24 protein-coding genes are annotated in these 26952 nt (G+C 60.2%); 11 read left to right on the top strand and 13 right to left on the bottom strand.

The features are described 5' to 3' along the window. Window positions 1–47: 47 nt before the first annotated feature. Window positions 48–2426, bottom strand: a complete 2379-nt coding sequence (gene ppsA / locus ET34_RS0112065; protein WP_031522384.1) for a phosphoenolpyruvate synthase — start codon at window positions 2424–2426, stop codon at window positions 48–50. A gap of 390 nt (window positions 2427–2816) precedes the next feature. Here ppsA and ppsR point away from each other — a divergent pair, with 390 nt between their 5' ends. The 8 genes from ppsR to ET34_RS0112025 all read left to right on the top strand — a co-directional run bounded on the left by ppsR (window position 2817) and on the right by ET34_RS0112025 (window position 10942). Further along, window positions 2817–3650, top strand: a complete 834-nt coding sequence (gene ppsR, locus ET34_RS0112060) for a posphoenolpyruvate synthetase regulatory kinase/phosphorylase PpsR (protein WP_031522382.1) — start codon at window positions 2817–2819, stop codon at window positions 3648–3650. Window positions 3651–3805: 155 nt separating this feature from the next. Beyond that, window positions 3806–4852: a 3-deoxy-7-phosphoheptulonate synthase gene (locus tag ET34_RS0112055; RefSeq protein ID WP_031522378.1), complete on the top strand. Its 1047-nt coding sequence runs from the start codon at window positions 3806–3808 to the stop codon at window positions 4850–4852. 171 nt (window positions 4853–5023) lie between these two features. Continuing rightward, a complete protein-coding gene (gene hemP, locus ET34_RS0112050) occupies window positions 5024–5212 on the top strand; it encodes a hemin uptake protein HemP (RefSeq protein ID WP_031522377.1) in 189 nt (62 codons plus the stop codon). A gap of 75 nt (window positions 5213–5287) precedes the next feature. Next, window positions 5288–7279 (top strand): TonB-dependent hemoglobin/transferrin/lactoferrin family receptor, encoded by a 1992-nt coding sequence (locus ET34_RS0112045; protein WP_031522376.1) that lies wholly within the window; start codon window positions 5288–5290, stop codon window positions 7277–7279. A gap of 46 nt (window positions 7280–7325) precedes the next feature. Next, window positions 7326–8360: a hemin-degrading factor gene (locus tag ET34_RS0112040; protein WP_031522374.1), complete on the top strand. Its 1035-nt coding sequence runs from the start codon at window positions 7326–7328 to the stop codon at window positions 8358–8360. After that, window positions 8357–9175, top strand: coding sequence for a heme/hemin ABC transporter substrate-binding protein (locus tag ET34_RS0112035; protein ID WP_031522371.1), 819 nt, complete (start codon window positions 8357–8359; stop codon window positions 9173–9175). Before ET34_RS0112040 ends, ET34_RS0112035 begins: the two co-directional genes overlap by 4 nt. A 35-nt stretch (window positions 9176–9210) precedes the next feature. After that, entirely contained in the window at window positions 9211–10176 is a 966-nt protein-coding gene (locus ET34_RS0112030; RefSeq protein WP_152548392.1) for a FecCD family ABC transporter permease, read from the top strand. Beyond that, window positions 10166–10942 (top strand): heme ABC transporter ATP-binding protein, encoded by a 777-nt coding sequence (locus ET34_RS0112025; protein ID WP_031522368.1) that lies wholly within the window; start codon window positions 10166–10168, stop codon window positions 10940–10942. The genes ET34_RS0112030 and ET34_RS0112025 overlap by 11 nt, the downstream gene beginning before the upstream one ends. On the opposite strand, the gene selO is transcribed toward ET34_RS0112025, so the two are convergent. The 6 genes from selO to ET34_RS0111995 all read right to left on the bottom strand — a co-directional run bounded on the left by selO (window position 10943) and on the right by ET34_RS0111995 (window position 17416). Continuing rightward, complete coding sequence (selO, locus tag ET34_RS0112020; protein ID WP_031522366.1) at window positions 10943–12382, bottom strand: protein adenylyltransferase SelO; 1440 nt, start codon at window positions 12380–12382, stop codon at window positions 10943–10945. 72 nt (window positions 12383–12454) lie between these two features. Then, the gene (locus tag ET34_RS0112015) at window positions 12455–13165 is read right to left on the bottom strand and encodes an EAL domain-containing protein (protein WP_031522364.1); all 711 of its coding nucleotides are present in this window, start codon (window positions 13163–13165) and stop codon (window positions 12455–12457) included. Window positions 13166–13523: 358 nt separating this feature from the next. Further along, on the bottom strand, window positions 13524–14840 hold the full coding sequence (locus tag ET34_RS0112010; protein WP_031522362.1) for a 6-phospho-beta-glucosidase: 1317 nt from the start codon (window positions 14838–14840) through the stop codon (window positions 13524–13526). A gap of 153 nt (window positions 14841–14993) precedes the next feature. Beyond that, window positions 14994–15458 (bottom strand): C40 family peptidase, encoded by a 465-nt coding sequence (locus tag ET34_RS0112005; RefSeq protein ID WP_031522360.1) that lies wholly within the window; start codon window positions 15456–15458, stop codon window positions 14994–14996. 115 nt (window positions 15459–15573) lie between these two features. Next, window positions 15574–16497, bottom strand: coding sequence for a LysR family transcriptional regulator (locus ET34_RS0112000; protein WP_031522358.1), 924 nt, complete (start codon window positions 16495–16497; stop codon window positions 15574–15576). Window positions 16498–16639: 142 nt separating this feature from the next. Further along, a complete protein-coding gene (locus tag ET34_RS0111995; protein WP_035891298.1) occupies window positions 16640–17416 on the bottom strand; it encodes an MBL fold metallo-hydrolase in 777 nt (258 codons plus the stop codon). A 319-nt stretch (window positions 17417–17735) separates the two neighbouring features. Between ET34_RS0111995 and zinT the strand changes: the two genes are divergently transcribed. Further along, the gene (zinT, locus tag ET34_RS0111990) at window positions 17736–18404 is read left to right on the top strand and encodes a metal-binding protein ZinT (protein WP_031522354.1); all 669 of its coding nucleotides are present in this window, start codon (window positions 17736–17738) and stop codon (window positions 18402–18404) included. A 123-nt stretch (window positions 18405–18527) separates the two neighbouring features. Here the strand turns inward: zinT and btuD are convergent, their stop codons facing one another. Together btuD and ET34_RS0111980 are read right to left on the bottom strand one after the other, a co-directional pair. Further along, window positions 18528–19271 carry a vitamin B12 ABC transporter ATP-binding protein BtuD gene (btuD, locus tag ET34_RS0111985; RefSeq protein ID WP_031522353.1) on the bottom strand — a complete coding sequence of 248 codons (744 nt, stop codon included), beginning with the start codon at window positions 19269–19271 and terminating at the stop codon, window positions 18528–18530. Further along, on the bottom strand, window positions 19271–19819 hold the full coding sequence (locus ET34_RS0111980; RefSeq protein ID WP_031522351.1) for a glutathione peroxidase: 549 nt from the start codon (window positions 19817–19819) through the stop codon (window positions 19271–19273). The genes btuD and ET34_RS0111980 overlap by 1 nt, the downstream gene beginning before the upstream one ends. A 217-nt stretch (window positions 19820–20036) precedes the next feature. On the opposite strand from ET34_RS0111980, the gene ET34_RS0111975 reads away from it, so the two are divergent. Both ET34_RS0111975 and ET34_RS0111970 read left to right on the top strand, forming a co-directional pair. Then, window positions 20037–21455 (top strand): glutamine synthetase family protein, encoded by a 1419-nt coding sequence (locus tag ET34_RS0111975; RefSeq protein ID WP_031522349.1) that lies wholly within the window; start codon window positions 20037–20039, stop codon window positions 21453–21455. 34 nt (window positions 21456–21489) lie between these two features. Then, window positions 21490–22908 carry an alpha,alpha-trehalose-phosphate synthase (UDP-forming) gene (locus ET34_RS0111970; RefSeq protein ID WP_031522347.1) on the top strand — a complete coding sequence of 473 codons (1419 nt, stop codon included), beginning with the start codon at window positions 21490–21492 and terminating at the stop codon, window positions 22906–22908. A gap of 21 nt (window positions 22909–22929) precedes the next feature. On the opposite strand, the gene btuC is transcribed toward ET34_RS0111970, so the two are convergent. From btuC to ET34_RS0111950, 4 genes are all read right to left on the bottom strand, one after another. Then, complete coding sequence (btuC, locus tag ET34_RS0111965; protein ID WP_031522345.1) at window positions 22930–23913, bottom strand: vitamin B12 ABC transporter permease BtuC; 984 nt, start codon at window positions 23911–23913, stop codon at window positions 22930–22932. A gap of 158 nt (window positions 23914–24071) precedes the next feature. Beyond that, window positions 24072–24371 (bottom strand): integration host factor subunit alpha, encoded by a 300-nt coding sequence (gene ihfA, locus ET34_RS0111960; RefSeq protein WP_024550574.1) that lies wholly within the window; start codon window positions 24369–24371, stop codon window positions 24072–24074. 4 nt (window positions 24372–24375) lie between these two features. Beyond that, window positions 24376–26763 (bottom strand): phenylalanine--tRNA ligase subunit beta, encoded by a 2388-nt coding sequence (gene pheT / locus ET34_RS0111955; RefSeq protein ID WP_031522343.1) that lies wholly within the window; start codon window positions 26761–26763, stop codon window positions 24376–24378. A 15-nt stretch (window positions 26764–26778) separates the two neighbouring features. Then, window positions 26779–26952 (bottom strand): tRNA ligase subunit PheS family protein (locus ET34_RS0111950; RefSeq protein ID WP_031522341.1); only part of this gene is annotated, 174 nt, incomplete at its 5' end.

Genomic DNA, 26952 nt, shown 5'->3' with positions numbered 1-26952 from the left:
ATTTCGCGCCGGGGAAATAAAAAACCCCTCCGTAGAGGGGCTTGCTGTTATTTATTCAGCTCGGCGAGGCTGAGCCAGGTTTGCACCACGGTATCGGGGTTGAGCGACAGGCTGTCAATGCCCTCCTCCATCAGCCAGGCAGCAAAGTCCTCGTGATCCGATGGCCCCTGGCCGCAGATACCCACGTATTTCCCCTGCTGCTTCGCTGCGCGGATCGCCATAGAGAGCAGCGCTTTTACCGCGTCGTTGCGCTCGTCAAACAGCTCGGATACCACGCCGGAGTCGCGATCGAGCCCGAGCGCCAGCTGGGTCATGTCGTTGGACCCGATAGAGAAGCCGTCAAAGTACTCCAGGAACTGCTCCGCCAGCAGGGCGTTAGACGGGATTTCGCACATCATGATGATTTTCAAGCCATCTTCGCCACGCTTCAGCCCCTGGCGCGCCAACTCGTCCACCACCGCTTTCGCCTGATCCACGGTGCGCACGAACGGGATCATGATTTCGACATTGCTCAGCCCCATTTCATTGCGCACGCGCTTGACGGCCTGGCACTCAAGGGCGAAGCAGTCGCGGAAGCTGTCGGCCACGTAACGGCCCGCGCCGCGGAAGCCGAGCATCGGGTTTTCCTCTTCCGGCTCGTAGCGTTCGCCGCCTACCAGGTTGGCGTATTCATTGGACTTAAAGTCAGAGAGACGCACGATCACGCGCTTCGGCCAGAAGGCCGCGCCGAGGGTAGCGATCCCTTCGGTCAGACGCCCGACGTAGAATTCCACCGGATCGTCGTAGCCCTTCATCATCTCGCGGATCTCGTTCTGCAGCTTCGCCTCCTGCTGGTCGAACTCCAGCAGCGCGCGCGGGTGCACCCCGATCATGCGGTTGATGATAAATTCCAGCCGCGCCAGGCCGACGCCTTCGTTCGGCAGACAGGCGAAGTCAAACGCGCGGTCCGGGTTACCGACGTTCATCATCACCTTGAGCGGCAGGTCCGGCATGGTATCGACGCTGGAGCTTTTCACGCTGAAGTCCAGCAGCTCGGCGTAAACGTAGCCGGTATCCCCTTCGGCACAGGAGACGGTAACCTGCTGGCCATCCTGCATACGCTCGGTGGCATCACCGCAACCGACCACCGCCGGGATACCCAGCTCGCGGGCGATAATCGCCGCGTGACAGGTACGCCCGCCGCGGTTGGTGACGATCGCCGAGGCCTTCTTCATGATCGGCTCCCAGTCCGGGTCGGTCATGTCGGTTACCAGCACGTCGCCGGCTTCAATGCGATGCATCTCGGCGATGTCGTGGATGACCTTTACGGTGCCCGCCCCGATGCGGTGCCCGATGGCACGGCCTTCAGCGATAATTTTGCCCTGGCTGTGCAGGGTATAGCGCTCCATGACCTGGCCGCGAGAGCGCACGGTTTCCGGGCGCGCCTGGACAATATAGAGCTTGCCGGTGTGGCCATCTTTTGCCCACTCGATATCCATCGGGCGACCATAATGTTTCTCGATGATCACCGCCTGCTTCGCCAGCTCCTGCACCTCTTCCGGGGTGATACAGAAACGATCGCGATCGGCCTGGGGGACTTCCTCAATGCGCACCTGCTTGCCATGCTCCTGAGTCGGGGCGTACACCATGCGGATCTTTTTCGACCCCATGGTGCGGCGCACAATGGCCGGTTTACCGGCGGCCAGGCCCGGTTTGTGGACGTAGAACTCATCCGGGTTTACCGCGCCCTGCACCACCATCTCGCCCAGTCCGTAAGCGGCGGTGATGAACACCACCTGGTCGAAGCCGGATTCGGTATCGATGGAGAACAGCACGCCGGAGGCGGCAAGGTCGGAGCGCACCATGCGCTGAACGCCTGCCGAGAGTGCCACACCACGGTGATCGTAGCCCTGGTGTACGCGGTAGGAGATGGCGCGGTCGTTAAACAGCGAAGCATAAACGTGCTTCACCGCCACCATCACCGCATCAATGCCCTGCACGTTAAGGAAGGTTTCCTGCTGCCCGGCAAAGGAGGCGTCCGGCATATCTTCGGCGGTGGCCGAAGAGCGCACCGCGAAGGACGCCTCGCTGTCATCCGCCGAGAGCGTGTTGTACGCCTCGCGAATGGCGTTTTCCAGCTCGGGCTGGAACGGGGTATCCACGATCCACTGACGGATCTGCGCCCCGGCTTTTGCCAGTTCGCTGACGTCATCGATATCGGTTTTATCGAGCAGTTCGTAAATACGCTGGTTTACGCCGCTCTGATCGAGAAACAGGTTAAACGCCTCCGCCGTGGTCGCAAAACCACCCGGTACCGAGACGCCTGCGTCGGACAGGTTGGTAATCATCTCACCGAGTGAGGCATTTTTTCCCCCCACTCTGTCCACATCATTCATGCCGAGTTGGTTATACCAGAGAACCAGTGGTGCAGAGCCATTATTGGACATCGAAACAATCCTTTTTTGCCATACCAGTCTCCGGCGCACTGGGGTTTATCCCCGACAGGTGCAGGAGGCGCGGTAATAAATGAACGGGTATAAGAAAGACCTGACAACGCATTTAGCCTGGCATAATTAACCGGGCGGGAAAAACGGTGAATCGTTCAAGCAACTGCACTTTTTTATTTTTTCGACCTAATCTGATTATTACTTAACTCGTTGATTACCTTGAAAGCGCTTACAAAACACGGCGTAGCGGCAATCAATTAAAAATGAACCCTGCATTTCATTAAAAATAAAAACACCATATCATTTTAAAAAATGAGATAAGTGCCATGCCGGACGTTCGGGTTTTAAATTAAGCTTTCAGAAATTTGTCCCTTGCCTCAGGAAGAAAAAATGGAAAATGCGGTTGATCGCCATGTGTTTTATATTTCAGACGGAACGGCCATTACGGCAGAAGTATTAGGCCATGCAGTGATGTCGCAATTTCCGGTGGCGATCAACAGTATTACCCTGCCGTTTGTCGAAAACGAAAGCCGTGCCCGGGCCGTTAAAGAGCAGATCGATGCGCTCTACCAGCAGACCGGGCAGCGTCCACTGGTGTTCTACTCCATCGTTATCCCGGAAATTCGCCAGATCATTTTGCAGAGCGAAGGATTTTGTCAGGATATTGTCCAGGCGCTGGTGGCCCCGTTGCAGGAGGAGATGAAGCTCGACCCTACCCCGGTGGCGCACCGTACTCACGGTCTGAATCCCGGCAATCTCATCAAATACGACGCCCGTATCGCCGCGATTGACTACACCCTGGCGCACGACGACGGCATCTCAATGCGCAACCTCGATCAGGCGCAGGTGATCCTGCTGGGCGTATCGCGCTGCGGCAAAACCCCCACCAGCCTCTACCTGGCGATGCAGTTTGGGGTTCGCGCCGCCAACTACCCCTTTATTGCCGACGACATGGACAACCTTGGCCTGCCGGCGGCCCTGAAACCGCTGCAGCACAAGCTGTTCGGGCTGACCATCAACCCGGAGCGGCTGGCGGCGATCCGTGAAGAGCGACGGGAGAACAGCCGCTACGCCTCGCTGCGTCAGTGCCGGATGGAGGTGGCGGAGGTGGAAGCTCTGTATCGCAAGAACCAGATCCCCTACCTCAACAGTACAAATTATTCGGTAGAAGAGATTGCCACCAAAATTCTCGACATTATGGGACTAAGTCGCCGCATGTACTAACAGGCTAGTACAATGGCGCGATAATCGCTAGAATGGTTGCTCTGACGCGGTAAGTGACACCCTTTCCAGGGTTGAATTCAGTATGAATTGGTTTATCGTGATGCCCATCACTTTCCGGCACGATGCCGCGAGAGCAACACTTTTTGAGAAATCCCATGACGAAAACTGACGAACTGCGCACGGCACGTATCGGGAGTCTGGTCACCCCAGGCGAACTGGCGCAGCGCTTCCCGGTCTCTGCGACCATAGCGGAGCATGTCCTGACCTCCCGCCGCCACGTTGAAAATATCCTCAAGGGCGAAGATCCGCGCCTGCTGGTGATTATCGGCCCCTGCTCGATTCACGATCTTGATGCAGCGATGGACTATGCCCGCCGCCTGCAGACCCTGCGCGAGAAGTATTCCCACCGCCTTGAGCTGGTGATGCGCACCTACTTTGAAAAACCGCGCACCGTGGTGGGCTGGAAAGGCCTGATTTCCGACCCGGATCTTAACGGCAGCTACCGCGTTAACGACGGGCTTGAGCGCGCGCGTCGCCTGCTGCTGCAGGTCAACGAGCTGGGCGTGCCAACCGCTACCGAGTTCCTGGATATGGTCACCGGGCAGTACACCGCCGATCTTATCTCCTGGGGCGCTATCGGGGCGCGCACCACCGAAAGCCAGATCCACCGCGAAATGGCCTCGGCGCTCTCCTGCCCGGTCGGCTTTAAAAACGGCACCGACGGCAATACCCGCATTGCGGTGGACGCCATCCGCGCTGCGCGCGCCAGCCACATGTTCCTCTCCCCGGATAAAACCGGCCAGATGACCATCTACCAGACCAGCGGCAACCCGTACGGGCATATCATCATGCGCGGCGGCAAAACCCCGAACTATCACGCTCAGGATCTGAGTGCCGCCTGCGATGCGCTGGGCGAGTTCGACCTGCCCCAGCACCTGGTGGTGGACTTCAGCCACGGCAACTGCCAGAAGCAGCACCGCCGTCAGCTGGACGTCTGCGAAGACATCTGCCAGCAGATCCGCAACGGCTCCCGCGCCGTGGCCGGGATCATGGCGGAAAGCTTCCTGAAAGAAGGCACCCAGAAGATTGAAGCCGGTAAACCGCTGGTTTACGGGCAGTCAATCACCGATCCGTGCCTGAGCTGGGACGACACCGAAACCCTGGTGGCGATGCTGGCTGACGCAGTAGAAAGCCGCTTCTGATCGCCTCTCCCCGCCGCGTGGTGGGGAGTCTTTTCCCTGTATCCACCGTGGTTTACCGCGCCTGCGCCCCTCCATAATCTTTACATTACGGTTACAAATAGTGCTTGCCGCTGCGTAGTGCTTTGTTGATAATGATTATCATTGTCAGACTAATTTTCATTTGTAAACAATATGACGCGTATGGACAACCCCTGTAACTCTGAAGCTCGCGGTACGCCTGCACCGTCTCACGCCCTCGCCGATCGCGCCATCGACAGCAAAACGCTGTTAGGCGATGAGGGCCGCGTGGTGATCGTGCACGACGGTCAGCACTACCTGCTGCGTCAGACGCAAGCCGGAAAATTGATCCTCACAAAATAATAGAGTCGCCAGCCACCCAGGTCTTCTCCCAGGCAGCCAGCGTAACCCTGACTTTTTCTCACTGGAGAGTTGGTTATGCTTTACCTGCACACTGCCGCCCCGCGCCTGTCCGCGCTGGCTATCGCCCTATCCTGCGCCCTTCCTGCCGCCGCCGCCGAAACGGCCTCCGGCGACCAGATCACCGTTACCGCCACCGGCAATCAGCGCAGCACTTTTGACGCGCCGATGATGGTGAGCGTCATCGATGCCGCCAGCCCGTCCGGGCAAACCGCCTCGTCTGCCGCCGATATGCTGCGCGCGGTACCGGGCATCACCCTCGACGGGACCGGCCGCACCAATGGCCAGGACGTCAATCTGCGCGGCTATGACCGCCGCGGCGTGCTGGTGCTGGTGGACGGCGTGCGCCAGGGCACCGACACCGGACACCTGAACAGCACCTTCCTCGACCCGGCGCTGATCAAGCGCATCGAAGTGGTGCGCGGCCCGTCGGCGCTGCTCTACGGCAGCGGCGCGCTGGGCGGCGTGATTGCCTATGAAACCGTGGACGCCGCCGATCTGTTGTTCGACGGCCAGCGCAGCGGCTACCGCGTGTTCGGCGGCGGTGCCACCGGTGACAGCAGCCTCGGTATGGGTGCCAGCGCCTTTGGCCGCAGCGATAATTTTGATGGCATCGTCTCCTGGTCCAGCCGCGATCGCGGCGATATCCGCCAGAGCGAGGGCGAAGACGCGCCAAACGATGAAAGCATCAGCAACTGGCTGGCGAAGGGCACCTGGACCCTCGATCCGGCCCAGTCGCTTTCCGGCTCGCTGCGTTACTACAACAACCGGGCGCAGGAGCCAAAGAACCCGCAGAGCGTTGAAGCCTCAGACGCCAGTAACCCGATGGCAGATCGCTCCACCATCCAGCGCGATGGCCAGCTCAGCTACCGCCTGGCACCTCAGGGGCAACAGTGGCTGGATGCCAAAGCCACTCTGTACTGGTCGGAAGTGCGTATCAATGCCGAAAGCAACGACGACGGCAATGAGTTCCGTAAGCAGACCACCACCGGCGGCAAGCTGGAAAACCGCACCCGCCTGTTTGAGCAGAGCGCGGTCTCGCACCTCATTACCTGGGGCGGCGAGCACTACCGCCAGGAGCAGTCGCCGGGCGGCGTCACCACCGGCTTCCCGGACGCCGATATCGCCTTCAGCTCCGGCTGGCTGCAGGATGAGATCACCCTGCGCGATCTGCCGGTCTCCCTGCTGGCGGGCACCCGCTACGACAGCTACAAGGGAAGCAGCGACGGCTATGAGGATGTGGATGCCGATAAGTGGTCATCGCGCGGCGCTATTTCCGTCTCCCCCACCGACTGGCTGATGCTGTTCGGCTCCTATGCCCAGGCCTTCCGTGCCCCGACCATGGGCGAGATGTACAACGATGCGAAGCACTTCTCCATCGGCAGCTTCTACACTAATTACTGGGTGCCGAACCCGAACCTGCGTCCGGAAACCAATGAAACCCAGGAGTACGGCTTCGGTCTGCGCTTCGACGATCTGCTGCTTGCCAGTGACGCGCTGGAGTTCAAAGCCAGCTACTTCGACACTAAAGCCAAAGATTACATCTCCACCAGCGTCGATTTCATGGCGGCGACCACCATGTCTTATAACGTTCCGCACGCGAAAATCTGGGGCTGGGACATGATGGCAAAATACAGCGCCGATCTTTTCAGCCTGGACCTGGCCTACAACCGCACTCGCGGGAAAGACGAGGACACCGGCGAGTACATCGCCAGCCTGAATCCGGACACCGTGACCAGCCGGCTCGACATTCCGCTGCCGCAGAGCGCCTTCTCGGTGGGCTGGCTGGGCACCTTTGCGGATCGCTCCACCCATATCAGCAGCGGCTACAGCAAACAGCCGGGCTATGCGGTGAATGACTTCTACGTCAGTTACCACGGCCAGCAGCAGCTGCGCGGCCTCACCACCACGCTGGTGCTGGGCAACGCTTTCGATAAAGCCTACTGGTCGCCGCAGGGCATCCCGCAGAACGGCCGCAACGGTAAGATTTTTGTGAGTTATCAGTGGTAACCACGGTGCCCCGCTGCGGCGGGGCGTTGACGGGAAGGAGAGAGAGATGAGCCACCTGTACGACACCTGGCTGACGCTGAAAGCGCAGCACAGCGATAAATATGCCCGCGATATCGCCGGGATGATGAACATCAGCGAAGCGGCGCTGGCCCATGCCCGGGTCGGGCACGATGCCTCGCGCCTGCACGACGACTGCCGCGCTATTCTCAGCGCGCTGGAAGCGGTGGGCGACACCAAATGCATCTGCCGTAACGGCTATGCAGTCCACGAGCAGGTGGGACGTTTTGAAAATCAGCACCTGAACGGCCATGCCGGGCTGATTCTCAACCCCCGCGCCCTCGATCTGCGCCTGTTCCTCGGCCAGTGGGCCTCGGCGTTTCACCTGCGGGAAGCCACCCGGCACGGCGAGCGGCAGAGCGTGCAGTTCTTCGATGGTCAGGGCGATGCCGTGCTTAAGGTCTACGCCACGGAGCAGACCGACATGGCGGCCTGGGCCACGCTGATTGCCCAGGCTGTTGCCGCAGATAACGCCCCGCTGACCCGTGCCCCGGCCGACAGCGTCCCGGCAGCGGCGGGCACCGCGGATGCCGCCGTTATCGATCGCGAGTGGCGTGCCATGACCGATGTCCACCAGTTCTTCGCGCTGCTGAAGCGCCATCACCTCACGCGTCAGCAGGCCTTCCGCATGGCGGGTGACGATCTGGCGTGGCAGGTGGATAACGACGCGCTGGCCCGGCTGCTCGCCCTCGCGAGTGAAGCGAAAAATGAGATCATGATTTTTGTCGGCAACCGCGGCTGCGTGCAGATCTTTACCGGCGCGATTGAGAACGTGACGCCGATGCGCGGCTGGCTGAACGTGTTCAATCCGCAATTCACCCTGCATCTGCTGGCGGATCGCATCGCCGAAAGCTGGGTGACGCGCAAACCCACCGCCGACGGGCACGTCACCAGCCTGGAGCTGTTCGCTGCCGACGGCACGCAGATCGCCCAGCTTTACGGCCAGCGCACCGAGGGCCAGCCGGAGCAGGACACCTGGCGTCAGCAGGTCGAAACCCTCGGCAGCAAGGGGCTGGCAGCATGAAACCCTGGCTCAGTCTGCTGCTTCTGCTGCTGCCCTTCTTTGCGGCGGGGGAAGCACGCCTGGTCACGATCGGTGGCGACGTCACCGAGATCGTATATGCCCTGAAAGCCGACCGCCAGCTGGTCGGGCGCGACAGCACCAGCACTGCGCCTGAGGCCGCCACCCGGCTGCCGGACGTGGGTTATATGCGCCAGCTCAACGCCGAAGGGATTCTCTCCCTGCGCCCGACGCTGGTATTAGCCAGCGCCCAGGCCCAGCCGTCGCTGGTGCTTCGCCAGCTGACGCAGAGCGGAGTGAAGGTGGTGACCGTGCCCGGGGACAACAGTCTGGCGGCGATCCGCGACAAAATCACCGTTGTGGCCGGGGCGCTCAACGCCAGTGCGGCAGGTAAAGCGCTGGTCGCGCAGATGGATAGCGCGCTGGCGCAGCTTCCGGCGCAGCCGCTGGATAAAAAGGTGCTGTTTATCATGAGCCACGGCGGCATGACCGCGATGGGTGCCGGGCAGCAGACCGCCGCCGACGCGGCAATTCAGGCCGCCGGGCTGCGCAATGCGATGCAGGGCTTCAGCCGCTATCAGCCACTTTCGCAGGAGGGCGTGATTGCCAGCGCACCGGATCTGATCGTTATGGGTCGCGACAGCGTGCAGGCCCTCGGCGGCGCAGCCCGCGTCTGGGCGCTGCCGGGGCTGGTACAAACCCCGGCCGGCGCACAACACCGGCTGCTGCTGGTGGATGATATGGCCCTGCTCGGCTTCAGCCTGCGCACGCCGGGAGCGATCCTCGCGCTGCGCCAGGCGGCGGAGCAGCTGCCGTGAAACCGGTCATCAGCACCACGCGCGCCCTGTGGCTGATGGCGCTGGCCCTGCTGGCGGTGTCCGTGACCGCGGCCAGCCTCGGGGCAATGCGCCTGCCGCTCACCCTGCTCTGGCAGGAGGGCGATGCCATGCTGCGCCAGATCTGGTGGAACATTCGCCTGCCGCGCGTGCTGCTGGCGGCGCTGATTGGTGCTGCCCTGGCGCTGGCTGGCTGCGTGATGCAGGGGCTGTTTCGTAATCCGCTGGCCGACCCGGGGTTGCTCGGGATCAGCAGCGGTGCGGCACTGGCGGTGGGGCTGTACATCGTCCTGCCGCTCTCGCTACCGGCCCTGCTGCTGCTGTATGCCCCGATGGCGGCGGCGTTTCTCGGCAGTCTCGCCGTAACCGCCGCCATCTTTTTCCTCAGCCGCGACGGTAGCAATACCCTGGCCCGCCTGCTGCTGGTGGGGATCGCCATCAACGCCCTGTGCGGCGCGGCGGTGGGGCTGCTCTCCTGGGTAAGTAACGACGCCCAGCTGCGTCAGCTCTCGCTGTGGGGAATGGGCAGCCTCGGCCAGGCCCAGTGGACCACCCTGCTCGCCTGCGCGTCGCTGATCCTGCCGTCGATGCTGGTGATTGCCCGTCTCGCCGGACGGCTCAATCTGCTGCAGCTCGGCGAAGAAGAAGCGCACTACCTGGGCGTGGAGGTAAAAACCACGCGTCGGCTGCTGCTGGTGTTCAGCGCCCTGCTGGTAGCGGCGTCCGTGGCGGTCAGCGGCGTGATCGGCTTTATCGGCCTGGTGGTGCCGCACCTGGTGCGGTTGTGGCTCGGCGCGGATCACCGGGCGCTGATGCCGGGGTCGCTGCTGGCTGGCGCAATACTGCTGGTGCTGGCCGATACCCTCGCCCGCACCCTGGTAGCGCCCGCGGAGATGCCTGCCGGCCTGCTCACCAGTCTGGTGGGCGCACCGTGGTTCCTGTGGCTGATCTTCCGCCGCTATGGAGGTATGCATGTCGGCTAACCTGGTGGCCCGTCACCTGTGCTACCGCCGGGGTGAACGCCAGCTGATTGACGACCTGTCACTGACGCTGGCCCCCGGCGAAATGGTGGCGCTGATCGGCCCCAACGGCGCGGGGAAATCCACCCTGCTGCGCCTGCTGGCGGGTGGACTGACGCCGGACAGCGGCGAACGGCTGCTGGAGGGACGCCCTCTGACAGAGTGGCCGCAGGCGGCACTGTCGCGCACCCGGGCGCTGATGCGCCAGCAGAGCGACATCGCCTTCCCCTGGCCGGTGGAGGAGATCATCGCCATGGGTCGCGCCCCCTGGGGTGGTGTACCCGATCGGGCAATTCTCGCGCACATCATGGCCCTCACCGGGTGCGATACCCTGCGCGGTCGCGATTTTCGCTCGCTTTCCGGCGGGGAACAGCAGCGGGTACAGCTCGCCCGGGCGCTGGCCCAGCTCTGGCAGAGCGACGGACCGCAGGGCTGGTTGTTTCTTGATGAACCCACCTCGGCGCTGGATCTTCACCACCAGCAGCAGATATTACGCCTGCTGAAACGGCTGGTGGCGCAGCGGCTGCACGTCTGCGTGGTGCTGCACGATCTGAATCTGGCAGCACTGTGGGCGGATCGGATGGTGTTGATGCACGGCGGGCAGGTGGTGACACAGGGCACGCCGCAGGAGGTGCTGCAGGAAGAGACCCTGCGGCACTGGTACCAGGCGGAGGTGACGATCGCCTCGCATCCGGAACGGAACGTGCCGCAGGTAATGCTGCGCTGGTGATCAGCTGGAGCAGCTCACTTCCAGACGCTTGCCCCAGTCCGGCGGACGCTGAGAGAAGTCGTCATCGCGATCGGCCCAGGGGTTTTGCAGAACCTCGAGCAGCGCGGCCAGTTCGGTGGTGTCATCCAGCTCGGCCCCGGCAATAGCGCGCTGGGCCAGCCAGTTGCGCAGCACCACGGCGGGGTTGGTGCGCTTCATGCGCTGCTGGCGCTCGCTGTCCTCCACCCCATCACGGGCCAGACGCGCGCGGTAGTCAGCAAACCAGCTGTCGAAGCCGGCGCGGTCGATAAACTCATCGCGCAGCGGCGAGGCGCTGCTGGCCTGTTCGGTAACGCTGAGCAGGCGGAAGGTGCGCGTCCAGTCACTGCCTTCACGCGCCATCAGGTCGGTCAGGCCGTTCAGTAGCACATTGTCCTCCTGCTGCTCGGTGTAGAACCCGAGCTTGCTGCGCATCAGCTTGCCGTAAGCGCGCATCAGCGCGGGCTGGTAGCGATCCAGCGCGGCATTCAGCGCCTCAACGTCAATAAACGGCGACAGCGTCTGGGCCAGGCGTTGCAGGTTCCACAGCGCCACCGCCGGCTGGTTGTTGAAGGCGTAACGGCCCTGATAGTCGGAGTGGTTGCAGATGTAGTCCGGCTGATAATCGTCAAGAAAACCGTAGGGACCATAATCGATGGTCAGACCGAGCAGCGACATGTTGTCGGTGTTCATCACGCCGTGCGCGAACCCGACCGCCTGCCAGTGAGCAATGAGCGACGCGGTGCGATCCACCACATCGTTAAACCACAGCACGTAGCGGTCAGCTTCACTGGCCAGCTGCGGCCAGTGATGGGCGATGGCGTAGTCCGCCAGCTGCTGCACCTTCTCCGGCTCGCGCCGATAGTACCAGTGCTCGAAGTGACCAAAGCGCAGATGGCTTTCGGCAATGCGTATCAGCATCGCGCCGCGCTCCGGGGTTTCACGCCGCACCGGGGTATCGCTGGTAACGATGCTCAGGGCGCGGGTGGTGGGAATGCCGAGATAGTGCATCGCCTCGCTGGCGAGATACTCGCGCACCGTGGAGCGCACCACCGCCCTGCCGTCGCCCATGCGGGAGTACGGCGTCAGGCCAGCCCCCTTCAGATGCCAGTCCATTTTGCGCCCGTCAGCAAGCTGCTGCTCGCCGAGCAGAATGCCGCGCCCGTCGCCAAGCTGCCCGGCCCAGACGCCAAACTGATGGCCGCTGTAGACCTGGGCCAGCGGCTGCATGCCCGGCAGCAGCGTTTCGCCGGCCCAGATATCCGGATCGGCAAACAGCGCCTCGGGAATACCCAGCTCCGCCGCCAGCGCGGCGTTGTGCCAGATAAGACGGCTGTTGGTCAGCGGGTCGGGACGTTGTGCGGTATAGAAACCCGGCAGTTCATTATGCCAGGTATTATTGAATGTCAGGGTTTGAGTCATAGCGCCTCCTGCCTTAAGTGTAGTGCGTATCTGCTGCGGCAAACACGGTTAAGGCGCAGGGTTATTGGCGCATCAGGGGATCAGAGCGGCAATATCCTCCGGCTCTACCGGTGGCCAGAGCAGGCCCTGCATGGCGGCGAAGCCGAGGGCATGCGCGCGCTGACGCGCCGCATCGGTATCGATCCCGGCAATAGCCAGAGAAGTGCAGTACCCGGCGAGCTGGCTGACAATGGCCTGCATAAAGGGCTCAAACGACGGGCCGTCTATCAGGCGCAGTACAAAGTTGCGGTCCAGCATCACCCGGCGAAACAGTCCTTCCACCACCGGGCGGGTGGTGGCGATGCCCGCGCCGAAATTACTCAGTACCAGGGGGTGGCGCTGCGCCAGGTTTTTTAATAACCCATTTTCCTGACCCTGATTAATTTCAGGGAAATTCTCATTAATCGCCAGCTCAATAAATGGTAAACCGGATATTCGGCGGGCGAGACCGGCATCACTCAAAATTGCCCGCGCGCAGTCGACATCCACATTAATCCAGGCGAGTTTCTGATGGCGAATAAAAAAATCCTGATGGGCTTCAACCAGCGCCAGCTTCTCTTTAAAAAATTCAACGTGCTGCTCAGGGGAAATTCGCGGGATAAGTAATTCCGTAGGTATTCGCACCCCGGTCTGAGGATTAATAAAATGTGCGATAACCCCCACACCCAGCAGCTCGCCGCGGCCCGAGCGCACGGGAGACAGCAGCAGATGCGAGCGGAAGTCGGTATCCAGCGTAACAATCATCAGTCAGCCCCACGAAAATTAATTTAATAATCCTGACGCAACTCACGCTTCGGTTCAATATGATTGAATTGATTAGCTTTATTTTCGACCCGGTTTAAGATTAATCTTTTTAAAATACGCTGACCAGCTGCCGGAAAATGCATCATTACCGTAAGATCAATTCAGAAAAAACCTGAAAGTAATGCATGTAGCTAATTATTGCTGTGCTTTGTTTTATTGCTGTGCGGGGTGCTATTTCATTCAGAATAGTGAAATAGCGGCGTTTTCACCTGGTTAGATTATACAGCATATAATTTTCAGGTAACGGGAGATTATTCAAAGGAGCGGCGGGATGCGAATCCGGCACCCCGCCGGGTGGTCAGCGGGTGAATTGCGGCAGATACTCCCGGTTAAGGGTCAGTACCTCATCAAGCAGTGCGCTGGCGGTCGCTGCATCGCTGGTCAGCGGGTTGGTGATAAGCGCCAGCAAACCGGCGTCCCTGTCGCCATTTACCGCTGCCTGGATGGTGAGACGTTCATAAGTTTTAATCTGCGTCGTCAGGGCATGCATCGCCGGTGCCAGCGCGCCGAAGACCAGCGGCTGCGCCCCGGCAGCGTTGACGATGCAGTTTGTTTCAATCACCGCATCGTCCGGCAACCCCTGAATCGCCCCGCGGTTGGCGGTATTGACCACCAGTTCGGCACCGCGATCGTTGTGAATCGCGTCGATCAGCTCCAGCGCCACCGTTGAATAAAACGCCCCGCCGCGGAAGCTTAACTGTTCAGGCTTGTGGGCGAGCGCCGGATTGCGATACAGCGCAAACAGCTCCTCTTCAACCTTCATCACCTGTTCGGCGCGGGTACCCTGGGCGCGGGCAGCCTCCTGCTCCTCCTGCAGCATGGTGTTACTCAGGTAGAAATAGCGATGATACGGACAGGGGATCGCCCCCAGCGCGCGCAGCAGCGGGGCGGGCCACGGCATCTCTTTGATGTTGTTCATGCTCATCACCGCGCCATTGCACAGCATGTCGATAGCCTGCGCGGTGCGGTTCTCGCCGCGTACCCACACCTGATGCACCCATACCATATGGTTCAGCCCGGCAAAGCGCAGCCGGACATCACGCTCCGGCTCGTTCAGCATGCCGGCAATCATATGGTGCATCGCCACCGGGACGTTGCACAGGCCAATCACTTTCGCGCGGGTGTGGCGCTGCAGCGCTTCGGTGACAATCGCCGCCGGGTTGGTGAAGTTGATGATCCAGGCGTCCGGGGCCAGCGCTTCAACGCGCCGGGCAATGTCGAGCAGTACCGGAATGGTGCGCAGCGCTTTGGCGAACCCGCCGACGCCGGTGGTCTCCTGGCCGATAAGCCCGTACTTCAGACCCAGCCGCTCATCGGCGGCCCTGGCCGCTAAGCGCCCAACCCGCAGCTGGGTCAGCACGAAGGAGGCGCCGCGTATCGCCTCATCCGGATGGTAATGGACGCTCACCCGCACCGCTTCCAGCCCGTTGCGCGCCAGCATCCGTCGCGTCAGGTCGGCAATGGTTTCGACTTTGTCGCGCCCGGCCTCGATATCCTCCAGCGCCAGCTCGCGCAGCGGGATCGCTGCTTTACGGGCGATCAGCCCCTCGATGAGCTCCGGGGTATAGCTGCTGCCACCACCGAAAATAGCGATCTTGATGCCCTGCTGTTCCATGTTTTCTCCCGTGTCGTCAGTGAATTGCGCCCGCGCGCTGACCAAGCCTGGATGAAACCGGGGAACCGGGGTGTGAAGCGCTTCGCAGATAAGGGCGGCGGTACGCCCCGGGGAGGAAAAGTGTGAGACAGCCCGCAACGCGGGCCGTCGTCGTCAGATGCGGCGCGCCTGCCAGAATTTGGCGCGCCAGTAGACGTTGTCCAGCGAGGAGCGGATCACCCCGCGGCTGGTGGAGGCGTGGATAAACTGATTGTCGGTGTCGTAGATGCCGACGTGCAGGCCGTTTTCGCCGGAGCCGGTTTTGAAGAACACCAGATCGCCGGGCAGCAGATCGTCTTTATCGATTTCGGTGCCGATCTCTGCCTGATCGCTGGTCTGACGCGGCAGCTGCATCGCAAACCGGTCGCGGAAGGTCATCAGCACAAAACCCGAACAGTCCACGCCGCTGCGGCTCATCCCGCCGTAGCTGTAGGGCGTGCCGCGCCAGTGCTGCAGCTGATCGTTAAGCTCGGCAATTACCGTGATGGAGTCAGACAGGCGGGCATCCGGCGGCGGTGCGCGATGGCTGCTGCACCCCACCAGGAGTAATGACAACACTGCAAGTATCCAAAGCCGCATTTCCAGTCCAGTCCTCTGGTCTTCTTTTTTTTCCGTAATGTAGCCTGCTTCGCCTGAAACAGGCAAGCCGCGGCATGATACGGATAACTCTACCCGAGGCTGAGCCCTGTACCGGCTAATCATCCCGCGCGGCGATCCCCGCCAGCCGCTCTCGTAGCGCAGGGGCGGCAACATCGAGGAAGCATCGAACTTTTAATGCCATTTGCCCAGGTGACATATGCACCAGGTGCACGGGTAACGGCGACTCTTCGTAGTCACGAAGCATGACACGCAGCGTGCCGCGATCCAGGGCATCCGTTACCTGATAATGCAGAGCCCTTATCACTCCGACACCCTGCTCGGCCGCCAGAACCGCAGACTCCGAGGTGGTAACCGCGAGTCGTGGAACCATCACAGTATCAATGACAGCCCGGGAGCCTCTATCACAGAAGCGCCACGAGAACTCGGGCATCGCCGCAACGTTCAGTATCACAGCGGGCCAGTGATGAAGATCTTTGGGATGGCGCGGCGTACCGAATGCATCTAACAATGCTGGGCTGGCGCAGGTAACGCGGCGTAACACGCCAGCCCGGGTGGCAATCATTGAGCTGTCAGGCAGATTGCCGATGCGCAGCGCTACGTCGACATTTTTGTCGATTAAATCCAGATTGTTGTCAGAGAGAACCAGGCGGACGTTAATGTCCGGAAACGCCGCGAGGAATTCAGCCACTACCGGTAACACATGCATGCGGCCAAACATGATGGGTGCGGTGACAATCAGCTCCCCTTTGGGGCAGGAAAATTCCCCTGCCGCCTCGCGCTCAGCCTCACTCACCTGCTCAAGAATACGGCGTGAGGCTGACAAATAGGCCTCGCCTGTGCTGGTAAGCGTAAGCTTTCGGGTTGTACGCGTCAGCAGGCGCGCACCCAACAGGGTTTCGAGTTCTGAAATTTTTCGGCTCAGGGTGGGCAACGGCACATTAAGCACCCGGGCTGCCGCAGAAAAGCTGCCCTGCTCTGCGACTTGTACGAACATCGTCATGGCTTCAAACCGATCCACGTTCTTTTCCTGTTGCCGGGGGACGAAAAATGTCTGAAGTGAGGCCTAATTCATAATCACCCCCCTCAAGCTTTCTGCATAATACCGATTGCGCCTGCAAAAAAACATTTGTATTCAGAATGATGAAGCCGGGTTCACACGCTTAGCTGAGGCTTATCCACTCGCCATTTTTCATCACAACAGGCGTGACGCCCAGCTCAACGGCCCTGACGCACAGGCGCTCAATCGCATTTGCCGCCTCTTCATAGACGCCGGGTCGGTTAAGTTCGGAATGATGAACTGGAACCACCCTCGCGGCACCCAGAATATGGGCGGCAACTGCAGCTTCCTCCGGCAACATAGTGGCGTTGAACGGACTGGAGGGCTGCAGATGAGGAAGCGTTACAACAGCGCCATTGATGGGCATAAAGGCAATATCAATCTGGCCGACATGACGTGCCAGCGACCACCAGTAGCCATGATTAATGGTGTCCCCGGCATGCAGGATGCATTTGTCACCGGCCTTCACTATCCAGCAGCATTGCGGATCCCCCAGCCCATCCACTGCAGGGCCAGACATTATTTTGAAGGGTCCGACGTCCTGCCACTCCCAGCATCGGGTTATCCGGGTGTTTATTTTCAGTTCACGAAACTGCAATTCAGCTTTCGCCGTCCATTTAAGATCGTCGCCCGAGCCTGGCGTGGCTTCAGGCCTGAATACGGGTGCTCCGTCAGCAAGCGCCGTCGCCAGTGCAGCAGGATCGGCGTGGTCGGAATGTAAATGCGTGACCAGTGCTGCCGTGGCATTTCCCTGACGTAGTGGCTCGGGAAAACGCACATCAGAAAGAATGGATGAAGTGTCCCTGATGTAATCAATTAATAGCGTATGTCCTTCATAATCTATTTCAACGCCAGCCCATCCCAGATACCGTAATTTCATTTTGTCTCCTGTGCGCGTTTTGAACGCCAGCTTTACTCTTCGGGAAGTTACGGTATTTCATTCAAAGAGATGAAACAATTGAGCCAGACTGATAATAACTATTCCAGAAAATGAAACTATCACGTCAATGTTAATGAACAGCGCGTGAGTTTTTCACTCAGGGAGATTTAAACCCGGACCGCAGCGACATCTGCTTTAATGTAGCAGCAACCGGCACGCAGCAGCTGCCTGAGAGCTGCCTGCGCAGGTAGCACTTTACGGAAGTGATTGTTATGTTATAACATATCTTTTTGATTGCTTCTGAGGCTAAGGGTTTAAAATGAAAAATAAGTTTCTGGCATTATCTTTGGGGACCGTACTGATTTCCGGGCAGGCTTATGCACACGGCGATCATGGACACGACCACCATCATGACCACGCTCACGGCGCGCCGATGACAGAGATGGAAATAAAAGCTTCCAAAGGCGTGTTTAACGACAGCGACGTAAAAAATCGTAAGCTCACAGACTGGGAAGGGAAATGGCAGTCCGTCTATCCCATCTTTCTGACAGGCGCTATGGACCCCGTATTCAGAAAGAAAGCTGAGGAAGATAAATCTAAGTCTTTCGAAGAGTATAAGGAATATTATAAGAAAGGTTATGCCACTGACGTTTTGAGCATCGGCATCGAAAATGGCGTAATGACATTTACCTCCGGGGATAAGGTGTCCTCATGCCCTTACGTTTATGCGGGCCGCGAGATCCTGCATTATACGTCCGGCAAAAAAGGCGTTCGCTATCTGTTTGAATGTACGAAGACTAATACTGGTGCACCTAAGTTTGTTCAGTTCAGCGACCACACTATCGCACCGCGCAAATCCGCGCATTTCCATATTTTCATGGGGAATAGCTCGCAGGAAGCGCTGCTGAAGGAGATGGATAACTGGCCCACTTACTTCCCGGCGAATTTAACCAATTCACAGGTGGTGGATGACCTGCTGCACCATTAATAACATTTAAAATCTATGTGTACAGGTATGGGGATAGTAAATAACCCATACCTTTTTTATTGCAGCGCGAGCGTAATCCGCCCTCCAGACATTCATTCTCCTGTTCGCCCCGTCCGCCACAATTCAGCGCGGCCAGAGAAAGCGTTCGCCGTCGAGGAGCATTTCACGGAACGGCACGTTCCAGGTCTGTTCGAGCAGCGCGGGCGTCAGAATTTCCGTTCCCCCCTCCGCCACCAGCTTACCCTTGCGCAGCAGCCACACCCGGTCGGCGTAGCGCAGGGCGTGGTTGAGATCGTGACTGCTCATTACCACCGTTACCCCGGCAGCGCACAGTGACAGCAGGAGTTTATCCAGCGCGGCCTGCTGCGCCACGTCGAGGCTGTTCATCGGCTCGTCGAGCAGCAGCAGTTTGCCGTGGGGATTGGCCTCGGGATGGATCTGCAGGATCACCGCCGCCAGCCGCACCCGCTGCCACTCCCCGCCGGAAAGCTGGTTTACCGGGCGGGTCAGTTTATCGGTGAGCCACAGGGCTTCGGCGATGCGCGTCATCCACTGCGGATCGCGGCTGCTCTGCTGATGCAGCGACAGGTAGTGCCACACCGGCATGGCAAACGGCGGCGTCTGGTGCTGCGCCAGCCACGCCCGCCGGTGCGCCAGCGCCTCGCCCTGCCAGGCATCAAGAGGCTGGCCGGCAAACTGAATGCGGCCTGTACCATCCACCAGCCCGGCCATCAGCGCCAGCAGGGTACTCTTCCCTGCCCCGTTCGGCCCGGCGAGGTGCAGCCAGATACCGGACTCCACGCTGGCGCTCAGCGGTCCAAGCCGGCCCGCAAAAGCTACGTCCTCCAGCTGCATCAGCACCGGCATTATTTTGCCAGCGCCACTTTGATGGCTTCCATAACGATCGGATCTTCCGGCAGCATGTCCGGCGCGAAACGTTGCACGACTTCGCCGTCGCGGCCAATGAGGAATTTTTCAAAGTTCCACAGGATGTCGTCCGGATAGAGCGGCGCGCGGCCTTTGCTCGCCAGGCGCTCATAAAAGCCGCTCTCCTCAGGGGCCACGGCGGTGGGCGCGGCGGCAATCAGCTTCTGGTAGAGCGGATGACGCGCGTCGCCGTTCACCTCGATTTTGCTGAACATCGGGAAGGTCACGCCGTAGGTGGTGCTGCAAAAGGTTTTGATCTCCTCTTCGCTGCCCGGCTCCTGGCCTAAAAACTGGTTGCACGGGAAGCCCAGCACGCGGAATCCGGCATCAAACCAGGCCTTGTGGATGTTTTCCAGCTGCTCATACTGCGGCGTCAGGCCGCACTTTGAGGCCACGTTGACCACCAGCAGCACGTTGCCTTTGTACTGCGCCAGGGAAACCTCTTCGCCATCAATGGTGGTAACGGTAGTGTTCAGTACATCAGACATAACAACCCCTTAATCAGTGTGATGAATGGACGTCGCGTCCAGCCCTTAATCATAGCCAGTTAATGCAGAAAAAAACAAAACGCTGTGCCGATCGGCGCGATGCCGTTTACGCTTTTTTAACGCCCCGGCCCGCTCTTTTAACGTCGCCTTTATATCAATGAAAAGCCAGCTTTTTTATGCTGAGTTCATCGCCGCAAGGCCTCACTGAACGATAACCATGAACTCTCCGATTAAGCTTCCCTCAATGAAAAACCTCCGGGCGCTGTTCTCCTTTTCCCCGGTCTGCTGGCCAGCGGATCGCTACAGCGACCTGACGCTGGCAACTAAGATCGCTGACCTGGCGCAGGACTATCCCGGCGAAATTCGCGACTACCTTGCACAGTATCCCGATACCCGCCACGTGGATATCTACCTCACCGATATTCACGGCACTTTCCGCGGCAAACGGGTGGCGGTGGAGAGCCTGTTTTCCCTTGCCCGGGGCTGCTATTTCCCGCAGTCGGTTTATGCCATGGATCGCGAAGGAAAAGTGCTAAGCCAGCCGGAGGGAGACAGCCTCAGCGACGAACCCGATATGCTCTGCCTGCCGGTGCCGGGCACCCTGCGCCCGTGCGCGCACGATCCGCAGCACAACGCCCAGCTGCTGCTGACCATGCAGGCTCCCGACGGTAGCGCCCACGCGCTGGAACCGCGTGTCATTCTTGAAAAAGTGCTGCACACCTTTCATCGCCACGGCCTTTACCCGGTGGTCGCGCCGGAGATCGAATTTTACCTGGTGGCCAAAACCGCCACGCCGACGCGCGGCCAGGGGTGCTATCAGATGGCGGTGCCGTCCGCGCACGGGGCATTTATCGAGGCGCTGGAAACCATGGCGGCAGCCCAGCGGCTTCCGCTTTCAGGCATCGTCTGCGAGGCCGAGGACGGCCAGTTTGAACTTAACCTGCGCCATTCCCACCGCGTGGTGGATATCTGTGAAAACGTGCTGGCGCTGCGACGGCTGACCAGCACCGTAGCGGAACAGTTCGGCTATCAGGCGAATTTTATGGCTAAGCCCTTCACACAGCTGGCAGGGAACGGGCTGCATTTCCACGTCAGCCTGAATGACATTCATGGCAACAATGTGTTTGCTTCACCCGCCGACGAGCTTAATGAAATGGCGCGCCTCTGCCTTGCCGGGATGCTGCATCTGATGCCGGCCTCGGTGGCGGTGATGGCACCGGGCGTAAACGCGTTTCGTCGCCTGCGCAAAACCCTCAGCGAACCGCTGTTTAATTCGTGGGGCTTTAACAAGCGCTCCGCGGCGCTGCGTATTCCCTGCTCCGGGGAGGGCGATCGGCGCATCGAGTACCGCCTTGCCGGGGCGGATGCCAACCCGTATCTGGTGATGGCCACCATTCTCACCGGCATGCTGTACGGGCTGGAGAACATGGATGACGAGGCCATTGCCAGGGTCACCCGTACGCCACCGCCGCTGCCGCTGTTTCAGCAGGCGGCGCTGGACGCGTTTGCTCAGGAGCCCTACCTGACGGCGCATCTCGGCGAGGCCTTTACCCGTCACTGGACCCACAGCCGGCTTTCTGAGCTGGCGTGGTTTGAAAGTATTGTCACCCGCGAAGAGTCGGCCCTCGCCTGCTGAACGCATGGCACCCGCTGCTTAACTGAGGTTCTCTATGTCTCGCCTGATCGTTGTTTCCAACCGCTGCGTCCAGCAGGACGACGGCTATATCGATCCGTTTATCACTACACTCGGGCAGATTTTCAGCAAACATCCCGGGGTGTGGTTTGGCTGGAACGGTAGCGTGACCGCCGGAAAGCGAAGCCGCAGCTGCAGCGTTACGCACCATGCGCATTACGCCACCCACGGCTGGGATCTCTCCCCGAACGAGTATGACAATGCTTATCAGGGCTACGTCCATAACGTGCTGTGGCCCATTTTCCATAACCGCCCCGATCTTGCGGCCTATAAAAAAGAGTATTTCACCACCTGGAAAAGCTATAACACGGACGTTGCCCGCACGGTGGGCGCCCAGGTTCGCCCGGACGATCGGGTGTGGGTGCATGACTATCACCTGCTGGCGGTGGGTAAGCAGCTCAGGGAGGACGGGCACCACAACCGCTGCGGTTTCTTTCTGCACCAGCCGTTTCCACCCGGCGAGGTGATACGCGCCGTGCCCGAACACGATACGTTGATGCGCGCCCTGCTGCAGTACGACGTCATTGGCTTCCAGTCGAGCGCGGACATCAACAATTTTCTCTCCTGCGTGCTGCGCTTCTACCGTGCCGAACGCATCGCCGGAGACACCATTCAGGTTAACGGGCGGTCGATTCAGATTGGCATCTTCCCCTGCGGCATTGATACCAGCGTGGTCGGAACGTCGCAGGCCACGCCCCAGGCGGTCGAGGAGTATCAGCGGCAGATTATTATCAGCAATGATGTGATCAACGACGTCAGCGGCATTCATTACCGGCTGGATGCGATGCGCGCGCTGATCAATACCTGGCCGCACTATGTTCGCGGGGTAAGCCTGTTGCAGATCTGCGACCCGGCGCGGGAGTATCCCTGGTCCTCACCGGATCTGTGCACGCGGCTGGAGCGCTTCTGCGGGGAGATCAACGGTCAGTACGGGGATTTCACCTGGTATCCGGTGAACTACATCCATAATGCGCTGTGCCAGCATGAGTTACTTTCGGCGCTCTATGCCCGGGCGGACGTGGCGCTGTTCACTCCGCTCTCCGAAGGTATGAGCCTCAGCGCCAAAGCCTTTATTCTGGCGCAGGACCCGGAGGACCCCGGCGTGCTGATCTTGTCAGCGTGCAGCGGCGCGGCGGAGCAGCTGACGGAGGCGCTGATCGTTAACCCCTACGATGCCCGGCGTACCGGCGAGGCGCTGCACTCCGCGCTGTCGATGCCGCTGCACGAGCGCAGGCGCAGGCACAGCCGGCTGCTGGCAAAAGTGCAGCGCTACGACTGCCACTGGTGGGCGGCGGCCTTTCTCACTGCCCTGAGCGGCACCGCCCCGCCTCCGCCCTGGCAGGCGGCGTTCCGGACGTCGCACCACGGGGTTTTCACGCCGCAAAAGCTCTATTGAGGTTTAAGTGGCAGGGAAGCCTCACCGCACGCCGGCGCGCATCAGCAACCAGATAAACACCGGCGCGCCCAGCGTGGCAGTAACCACGCCGATGGGCAGCTCGGCGGAGGTTAACACCAGCCGGGCGGCGACGTCTGCACCGAGGAGCACGGCCGCGCCGGCCAGCGCGCTGGCCGGCAGCAGGGCGCGATAATCCGTTACGCCACACAGGCGCAGCATGTGCGGGATGACCAGCCCGACGAAGCCGATAGCCCCCGCCAGCGCTACGCTCACCCCCACCAGCCAGCCGGTGGCCACCACCAGCATGTTGCGCCACAGCCAGAGCGGCAAGCCCAGCTGGCGCGCCGAGGCCTCGCCCAGCGCCAGCATGTTGAGCGGTGCTGACTGCCCGCACAGCCAGAGCGTAACCGGCAGCAGCGCCGCCATCAGCCAGCCCTGGCGCCAGTCCACGCCGCCGAAACCGCCCATCAGCCAGTACATCAGCTGACGCAGATCGAGGCTGGTGGAGAAGTAGACCGCCCAGGTCATCAGGGCGCTACAGATAATGCCCAGTGCGACGCCGGCCAGCAGCAGGCGGCTGATAGAGAGATGACGCCGGGCAAAGCGCAGCAGGATGAAGGTTACCGCCAGCGCCCCGGCGATAGCGAACAGGCCGAGTGACCAGTCGGGTAAGGCGCCCTGACCGAGCATCAGCGCCGCAATCACCCCAACCCCGGCACCGTTAGAGACGCCGAGCAGCCCGGGTTCGGCAAGCGGATTTTCGAACAGCGCCTGCATCACCGCGCCGGAGACGGCCAGCGCCGCGCCAACCATCAGCACCGCCAGGGTGCGCGGCAGGCGGATTTGCCAGACAAACAGCTCGCTGCCGGCATCAAACCAGCGTAACGGCGCGATCCAGATTTCACCCGCGCACAGGCTCACCGTCAGCATGGCGAGCAGACAGAGTGCGAGCAGAGCGATAATTCGCCGTTCACGGCGGCGTTGAGGCAGAGCAAGTGCGTGCATAGAGAGCAGCGGTTATGCGGGACATGCCATTGATTTTATGGCCTGTGTAGAAATCAGGAAAGAAAAAAGGCCGCCTGCCTGCAGAAGTGATGGGGTGCCCACGTCATAAAACGGGCATTCACTCTGCACACACAGCGGCCTTTTTGGGTCAGCTACGCTTAATCATCCTTTGGCGTGGCGTTTTCGACCCGGCTTTTCAGCTTCTGACCGGGTCTGAAAGTCACCACACGACGAGCGGTGATGGGAATATCCTCACCGGTCTTAGGATTTCGTCCCGGACGTTGATTTTTATCGCGCAAATCAAAGTTACCAAAGCCCGAGAGTTTGACCTGCTCACCATTTTCCAGAGCGCGACGGATCTCTTCGAAAAACAGCTCTACCAGCTCTTTGGCATCCCGCTTGCTAAGCCCAAGCTTATCAAACAGATATTCTGACATTTCAGCTTTTGTAAGCGCCATAGGTTCAATCCCTCAATGATGCCTGGAATCGCTCTTTTAGTGCCTCTACGCATCTGGCAACGGTAGCGGCAATCTCCTCTTCTTCGAGTGTACGGCTGGTATCCTGCAGGATAAGGCTGATGGCGAGGCTCTTATAGCCCTCAGCAACGCCCTTGCCACGGTACACGTCAAACAAGTTTACGCCAACTACCTGATTTGCGCCAACTTTCTTACATTCGCCCAAAACATCTGCTGCGGGCACGTTTTCTGCGACCACGACAGCGATGTCGCGGCGGTTCGCCGGGAAGCGGGAAATCTCCTGCGCCTGCGGTACTGCGCGCTCTGCGATGCGGTCCCACAGCAGCTCGAACACCAGCGTACGGCCGTTCAGCGAGAGCTTACGCTCCAGCTCCGGATGAACAACACCAATGAAACCAATGCGTTCACCCTTTAAATAAATGGCAGCACTTTGGCCAGGATGCAAGGCCGGAATGGCTTCAGCGCGGAATTCAATTTCGGATAATTTACCGGTAAGTTCCAGAACCGACTCCAGATCGCCCTTCAGATCGTAGAAATCCACCGCGCCTTTTGCCATATCCCAGTGCTCGTCGGTACGGTTACCGGCGATGACGCCAGCCAGCATAACATCCTGGCGGATACCGAGGTCTGCCTGCGTATCAGGTACAAAGCGCAGGCCGGTTTCGAAGATGCGCACGCGGTTCTGCTGGCGGTTCTGGTTGTACACCACGGTGCCCAGCAGGCCGGTCCACAGCGACAGACGCATGGCGGACATTTCGCTGGAGATTGGGCTTGGCAGAATCAGCGCCTCTTCACCCGGATGCAGCAGCTGCTGCAGTTTCGGGTCAACGAAGCTGTAGGTAATCACTTCCTGGTAGCCTTTATCCACCAGCATGGTTTTCACCCGCTTCATGGAGAGCGCGGCTTCGCGATGGCTGCCCATCACCAGACCCGCCTGTACCGGGGTATCAGGGATGTTGTTATAACCGTAGACGCGCGCGACCTCTTCCACCAGGTCTTCTTCTATTTCCATATCGAAACGCCAGCCCGGCGCAACGGCCTGCCACTGGTCCTGACCTTCGGTAACCTCACAGCCCAGACGGCGCAGGATGTCGCTAACCTGTGCATCTTCAATGTGATGGCCAATCAGGCGATCAAGCTTGCTGCGGCGCAGCGTAATGGTGGCGCGCGCTGGCAGATGCGCATCGTTGGTGACATCGATGACCGGGCCGGCTTCGCCGCCGCAGATCTCGAGCAGCAGACGCGTGGCGCGCTCCATCGCTTTGTACTGCAGTGTCGGATCAACACCACGCTCATAGCGGTGGGAAGCATCGGTGTGCAGGCCGTGACGACGTGCGCGACCGGTGATTGCCAGCGGGCTGAAGAAGGCGCACTCCAGCAGCACGTTGCGGGTTTCGGTGCTAACACCGGAGTGTTCGCCGCCGAAGATGCCGCCCATCGCCAGCGCACGGTTATCGTCGGCGATAACCAGGGTGTCGGCTTTCAGTCTGGCTTCGGTGCCATCGAGCAGCACCAGGGTTTCGTCGGCGTTCGCCATACGCACGGTGATACCGCCATTAATGCGATCCAGGTCGAAGGCGTGCATCGGCTGACCCAGTTCAAGCAGCACGTAGTTGGTGATATCCACCACCGCGTCGATAGAGCGAATACCGCAGCGGCGCAGCTTCTCACGCATCCACAGCGGCGTTGGCGCAGCCACGTTGATGCCTTTCACCACGCGGCCCAGATAACGCGGACAGGCCTCCGGGGCGTCAACGCGGATCGGCAGCGTGTCGGTGATGGTGGCAGCAACCGGGACGATTTCCGGTTCGTTGAGCGGCAGCTGGTTCAGCACCGCCACGTCGCGCGCAACACCAATGATACCGAGGCAGTCGGCGCGGTTCGGCGTCACGCTGATTTCGATAGTGTTGTCGTCAAGCTTCAGGTAGTCGCGGATGTCGGTACCGATCGGCGCATCCGCCGGCAGCTCGATGATCCCGGCGTGATCGTCAGAAATTCCCAGCTCGGAGAAGGAGCAGAGCATGCCTTCAGACGGCTCGCCGCGCAGTTTCGCCGCTTTAATTTTGAAATCGCCCGGCAGTACCGCGCCGATGGTCGCCACGGCTACTTTCAGGCCCTGACGGCAGTTCGGCGCGCCGCAGACGATGTCCAGCAGGCGTTCGCCGCCGACGTTAACTTTCGTCACGCGCAGTTTGTCAGCGTTCGGGTGCTGGCCGCACTCCACCACTTCACCGACCACAACGCCGTTAAACGCACCCGCGACCGCGTCAACGCCGTCAACTTCCAGGCCTGCCATCGTAATCTGCCCGGCAAGTGCTTCACTGTCGAGGCCCGGATTTACCCATTCACGTAACCAGAGTTCGCTGAATTTCATTGGATTATCCTGCCCTTATTTAAACTGTTTGAGGAAACGAAGATCGTTTTCGAAGAAGGCGCGCAGATCGGTCACGCCGTAACGCAGCATGGTCAGACGCTCCATCCCCATGCCAAATGCGAAGCCGGAGTAGACTTCCGGATCGATGCCGACGTTGCGCAGCACGTTCGGGTGCACCATGCCGCAGCC

This window comes from Siccibacter colletis, from assembly GCF_000696575.1.
Classification (GTDB): domain Bacteria; phylum Pseudomonadota; class Gammaproteobacteria; order Enterobacterales; family Enterobacteriaceae; genus Siccibacter; species Siccibacter colletis.
This window is presented reverse-complemented; position numbering and strand designations above follow the sequence as displayed.

Bases quoted from the DNA above. Each gene is read 5' to 3' on its own strand.
- ppsA (WP_031522384.1), bottom strand. From the start codon at position 2,426: ATGTCCAATAATGGCTCTGCACCACTGGTTCTCTGGTATAACCAACTC.
- ppsR (WP_031522382.1), top strand. From the start codon at position 2,817: ATGGAAAATGCGGTTGATCGCCATGTGTTTTATATTTCAGACGGAACG.
- ET34_RS0112055 (WP_031522378.1), top strand. From the start codon at position 3,806: ATGACGAAAACTGACGAACTGCGCACGGCACGTATCGGGAGTCTGGTC.
- hemP (WP_031522377.1), top strand. From the start codon at position 5,024: ATGACGCGTATGGACAACCCCTGTAACTCTGAAGCTCGCGGTACGCCT.
- ET34_RS0112045 (WP_031522376.1), top strand. From the start codon at position 5,288: ATGCTTTACCTGCACACTGCCGCCCCGCGCCTGTCCGCGCTGGCTATC.
- ET34_RS0112040 (WP_031522374.1), top strand. From the start codon at position 7,326: ATGAGCCACCTGTACGACACCTGGCTGACGCTGAAAGCGCAGCACAGC.
- ET34_RS0112035 (WP_031522371.1), top strand. From the start codon at position 8,357: ATGAAACCCTGGCTCAGTCTGCTGCTTCTGCTGCTGCCCTTCTTTGCG.
- ET34_RS0112030 (WP_152548392.1), top strand. From the start codon at position 9,211: ATGGCGCTGGCCCTGCTGGCGGTGTCCGTGACCGCGGCCAGCCTCGGG.
- ET34_RS0112025 (WP_031522368.1), top strand. From the start codon at position 10,166: ATGTCGGCTAACCTGGTGGCCCGTCACCTGTGCTACCGCCGGGGTGAA.
- selO (WP_031522366.1), bottom strand. From the start codon at position 12,382: ATGACTCAAACCCTGACATTCAATAATACCTGGCATAATGAACTGCCG.
- ET34_RS0112015 (WP_031522364.1), bottom strand. From the start codon at position 13,165: ATGATTGTTACGCTGGATACCGACTTCCGCTCGCATCTGCTGCTGTCT.
- ET34_RS0112010 (WP_031522362.1), bottom strand. From the start codon at position 14,840: ATGGAACAGCAGGGCATCAAGATCGCTATTTTCGGTGGTGGCAGCAGC.
- ET34_RS0112005 (WP_031522360.1), bottom strand. From the start codon at position 15,458: ATGCGGCTTTGGATACTTGCAGTGTTGTCATTACTCCTGGTGGGGTGC.
- ET34_RS0111995 (WP_035891298.1), bottom strand. From the start codon at position 17,416: ATGAAATTACGGTATCTGGGATGGGCTGGCGTTGAAATAGATTATGAA.
- zinT (WP_031522354.1), top strand. From the start codon at position 17,736: ATGAAAAATAAGTTTCTGGCATTATCTTTGGGGACCGTACTGATTTCC.
- btuD (WP_031522353.1), bottom strand. From the start codon at position 19,271: ATGCCGGTGCTGATGCAGCTGGAGGACGTAGCTTTTGCGGGCCGGCTT.
- ET34_RS0111980 (WP_031522351.1), bottom strand. From the start codon at position 19,819: ATGTCTGATGTACTGAACACTACCGTTACCACCATTGATGGCGAAGAG.
- ET34_RS0111975 (WP_031522349.1), top strand. From the start codon at position 20,037: ATGAACTCTCCGATTAAGCTTCCCTCAATGAAAAACCTCCGGGCGCTG.
- ET34_RS0111970 (WP_031522347.1), top strand. From the start codon at position 21,490: ATGTCTCGCCTGATCGTTGTTTCCAACCGCTGCGTCCAGCAGGACGAC.
- btuC (WP_031522345.1), bottom strand. From the start codon at position 23,913: ATGCACGCACTTGCTCTGCCTCAACGCCGCCGTGAACGGCGAATTATC.
- ihfA (WP_024550574.1), bottom strand. From the start codon at position 24,371: ATGGCGCTTACAAAAGCTGAAATGTCAGAATATCTGTTTGATAAGCTT.
- pheT (WP_031522343.1), bottom strand. From the start codon at position 26,763: ATGAAATTCAGCGAACTCTGGTTACGTGAATGGGTAAATCCGGGCCTC.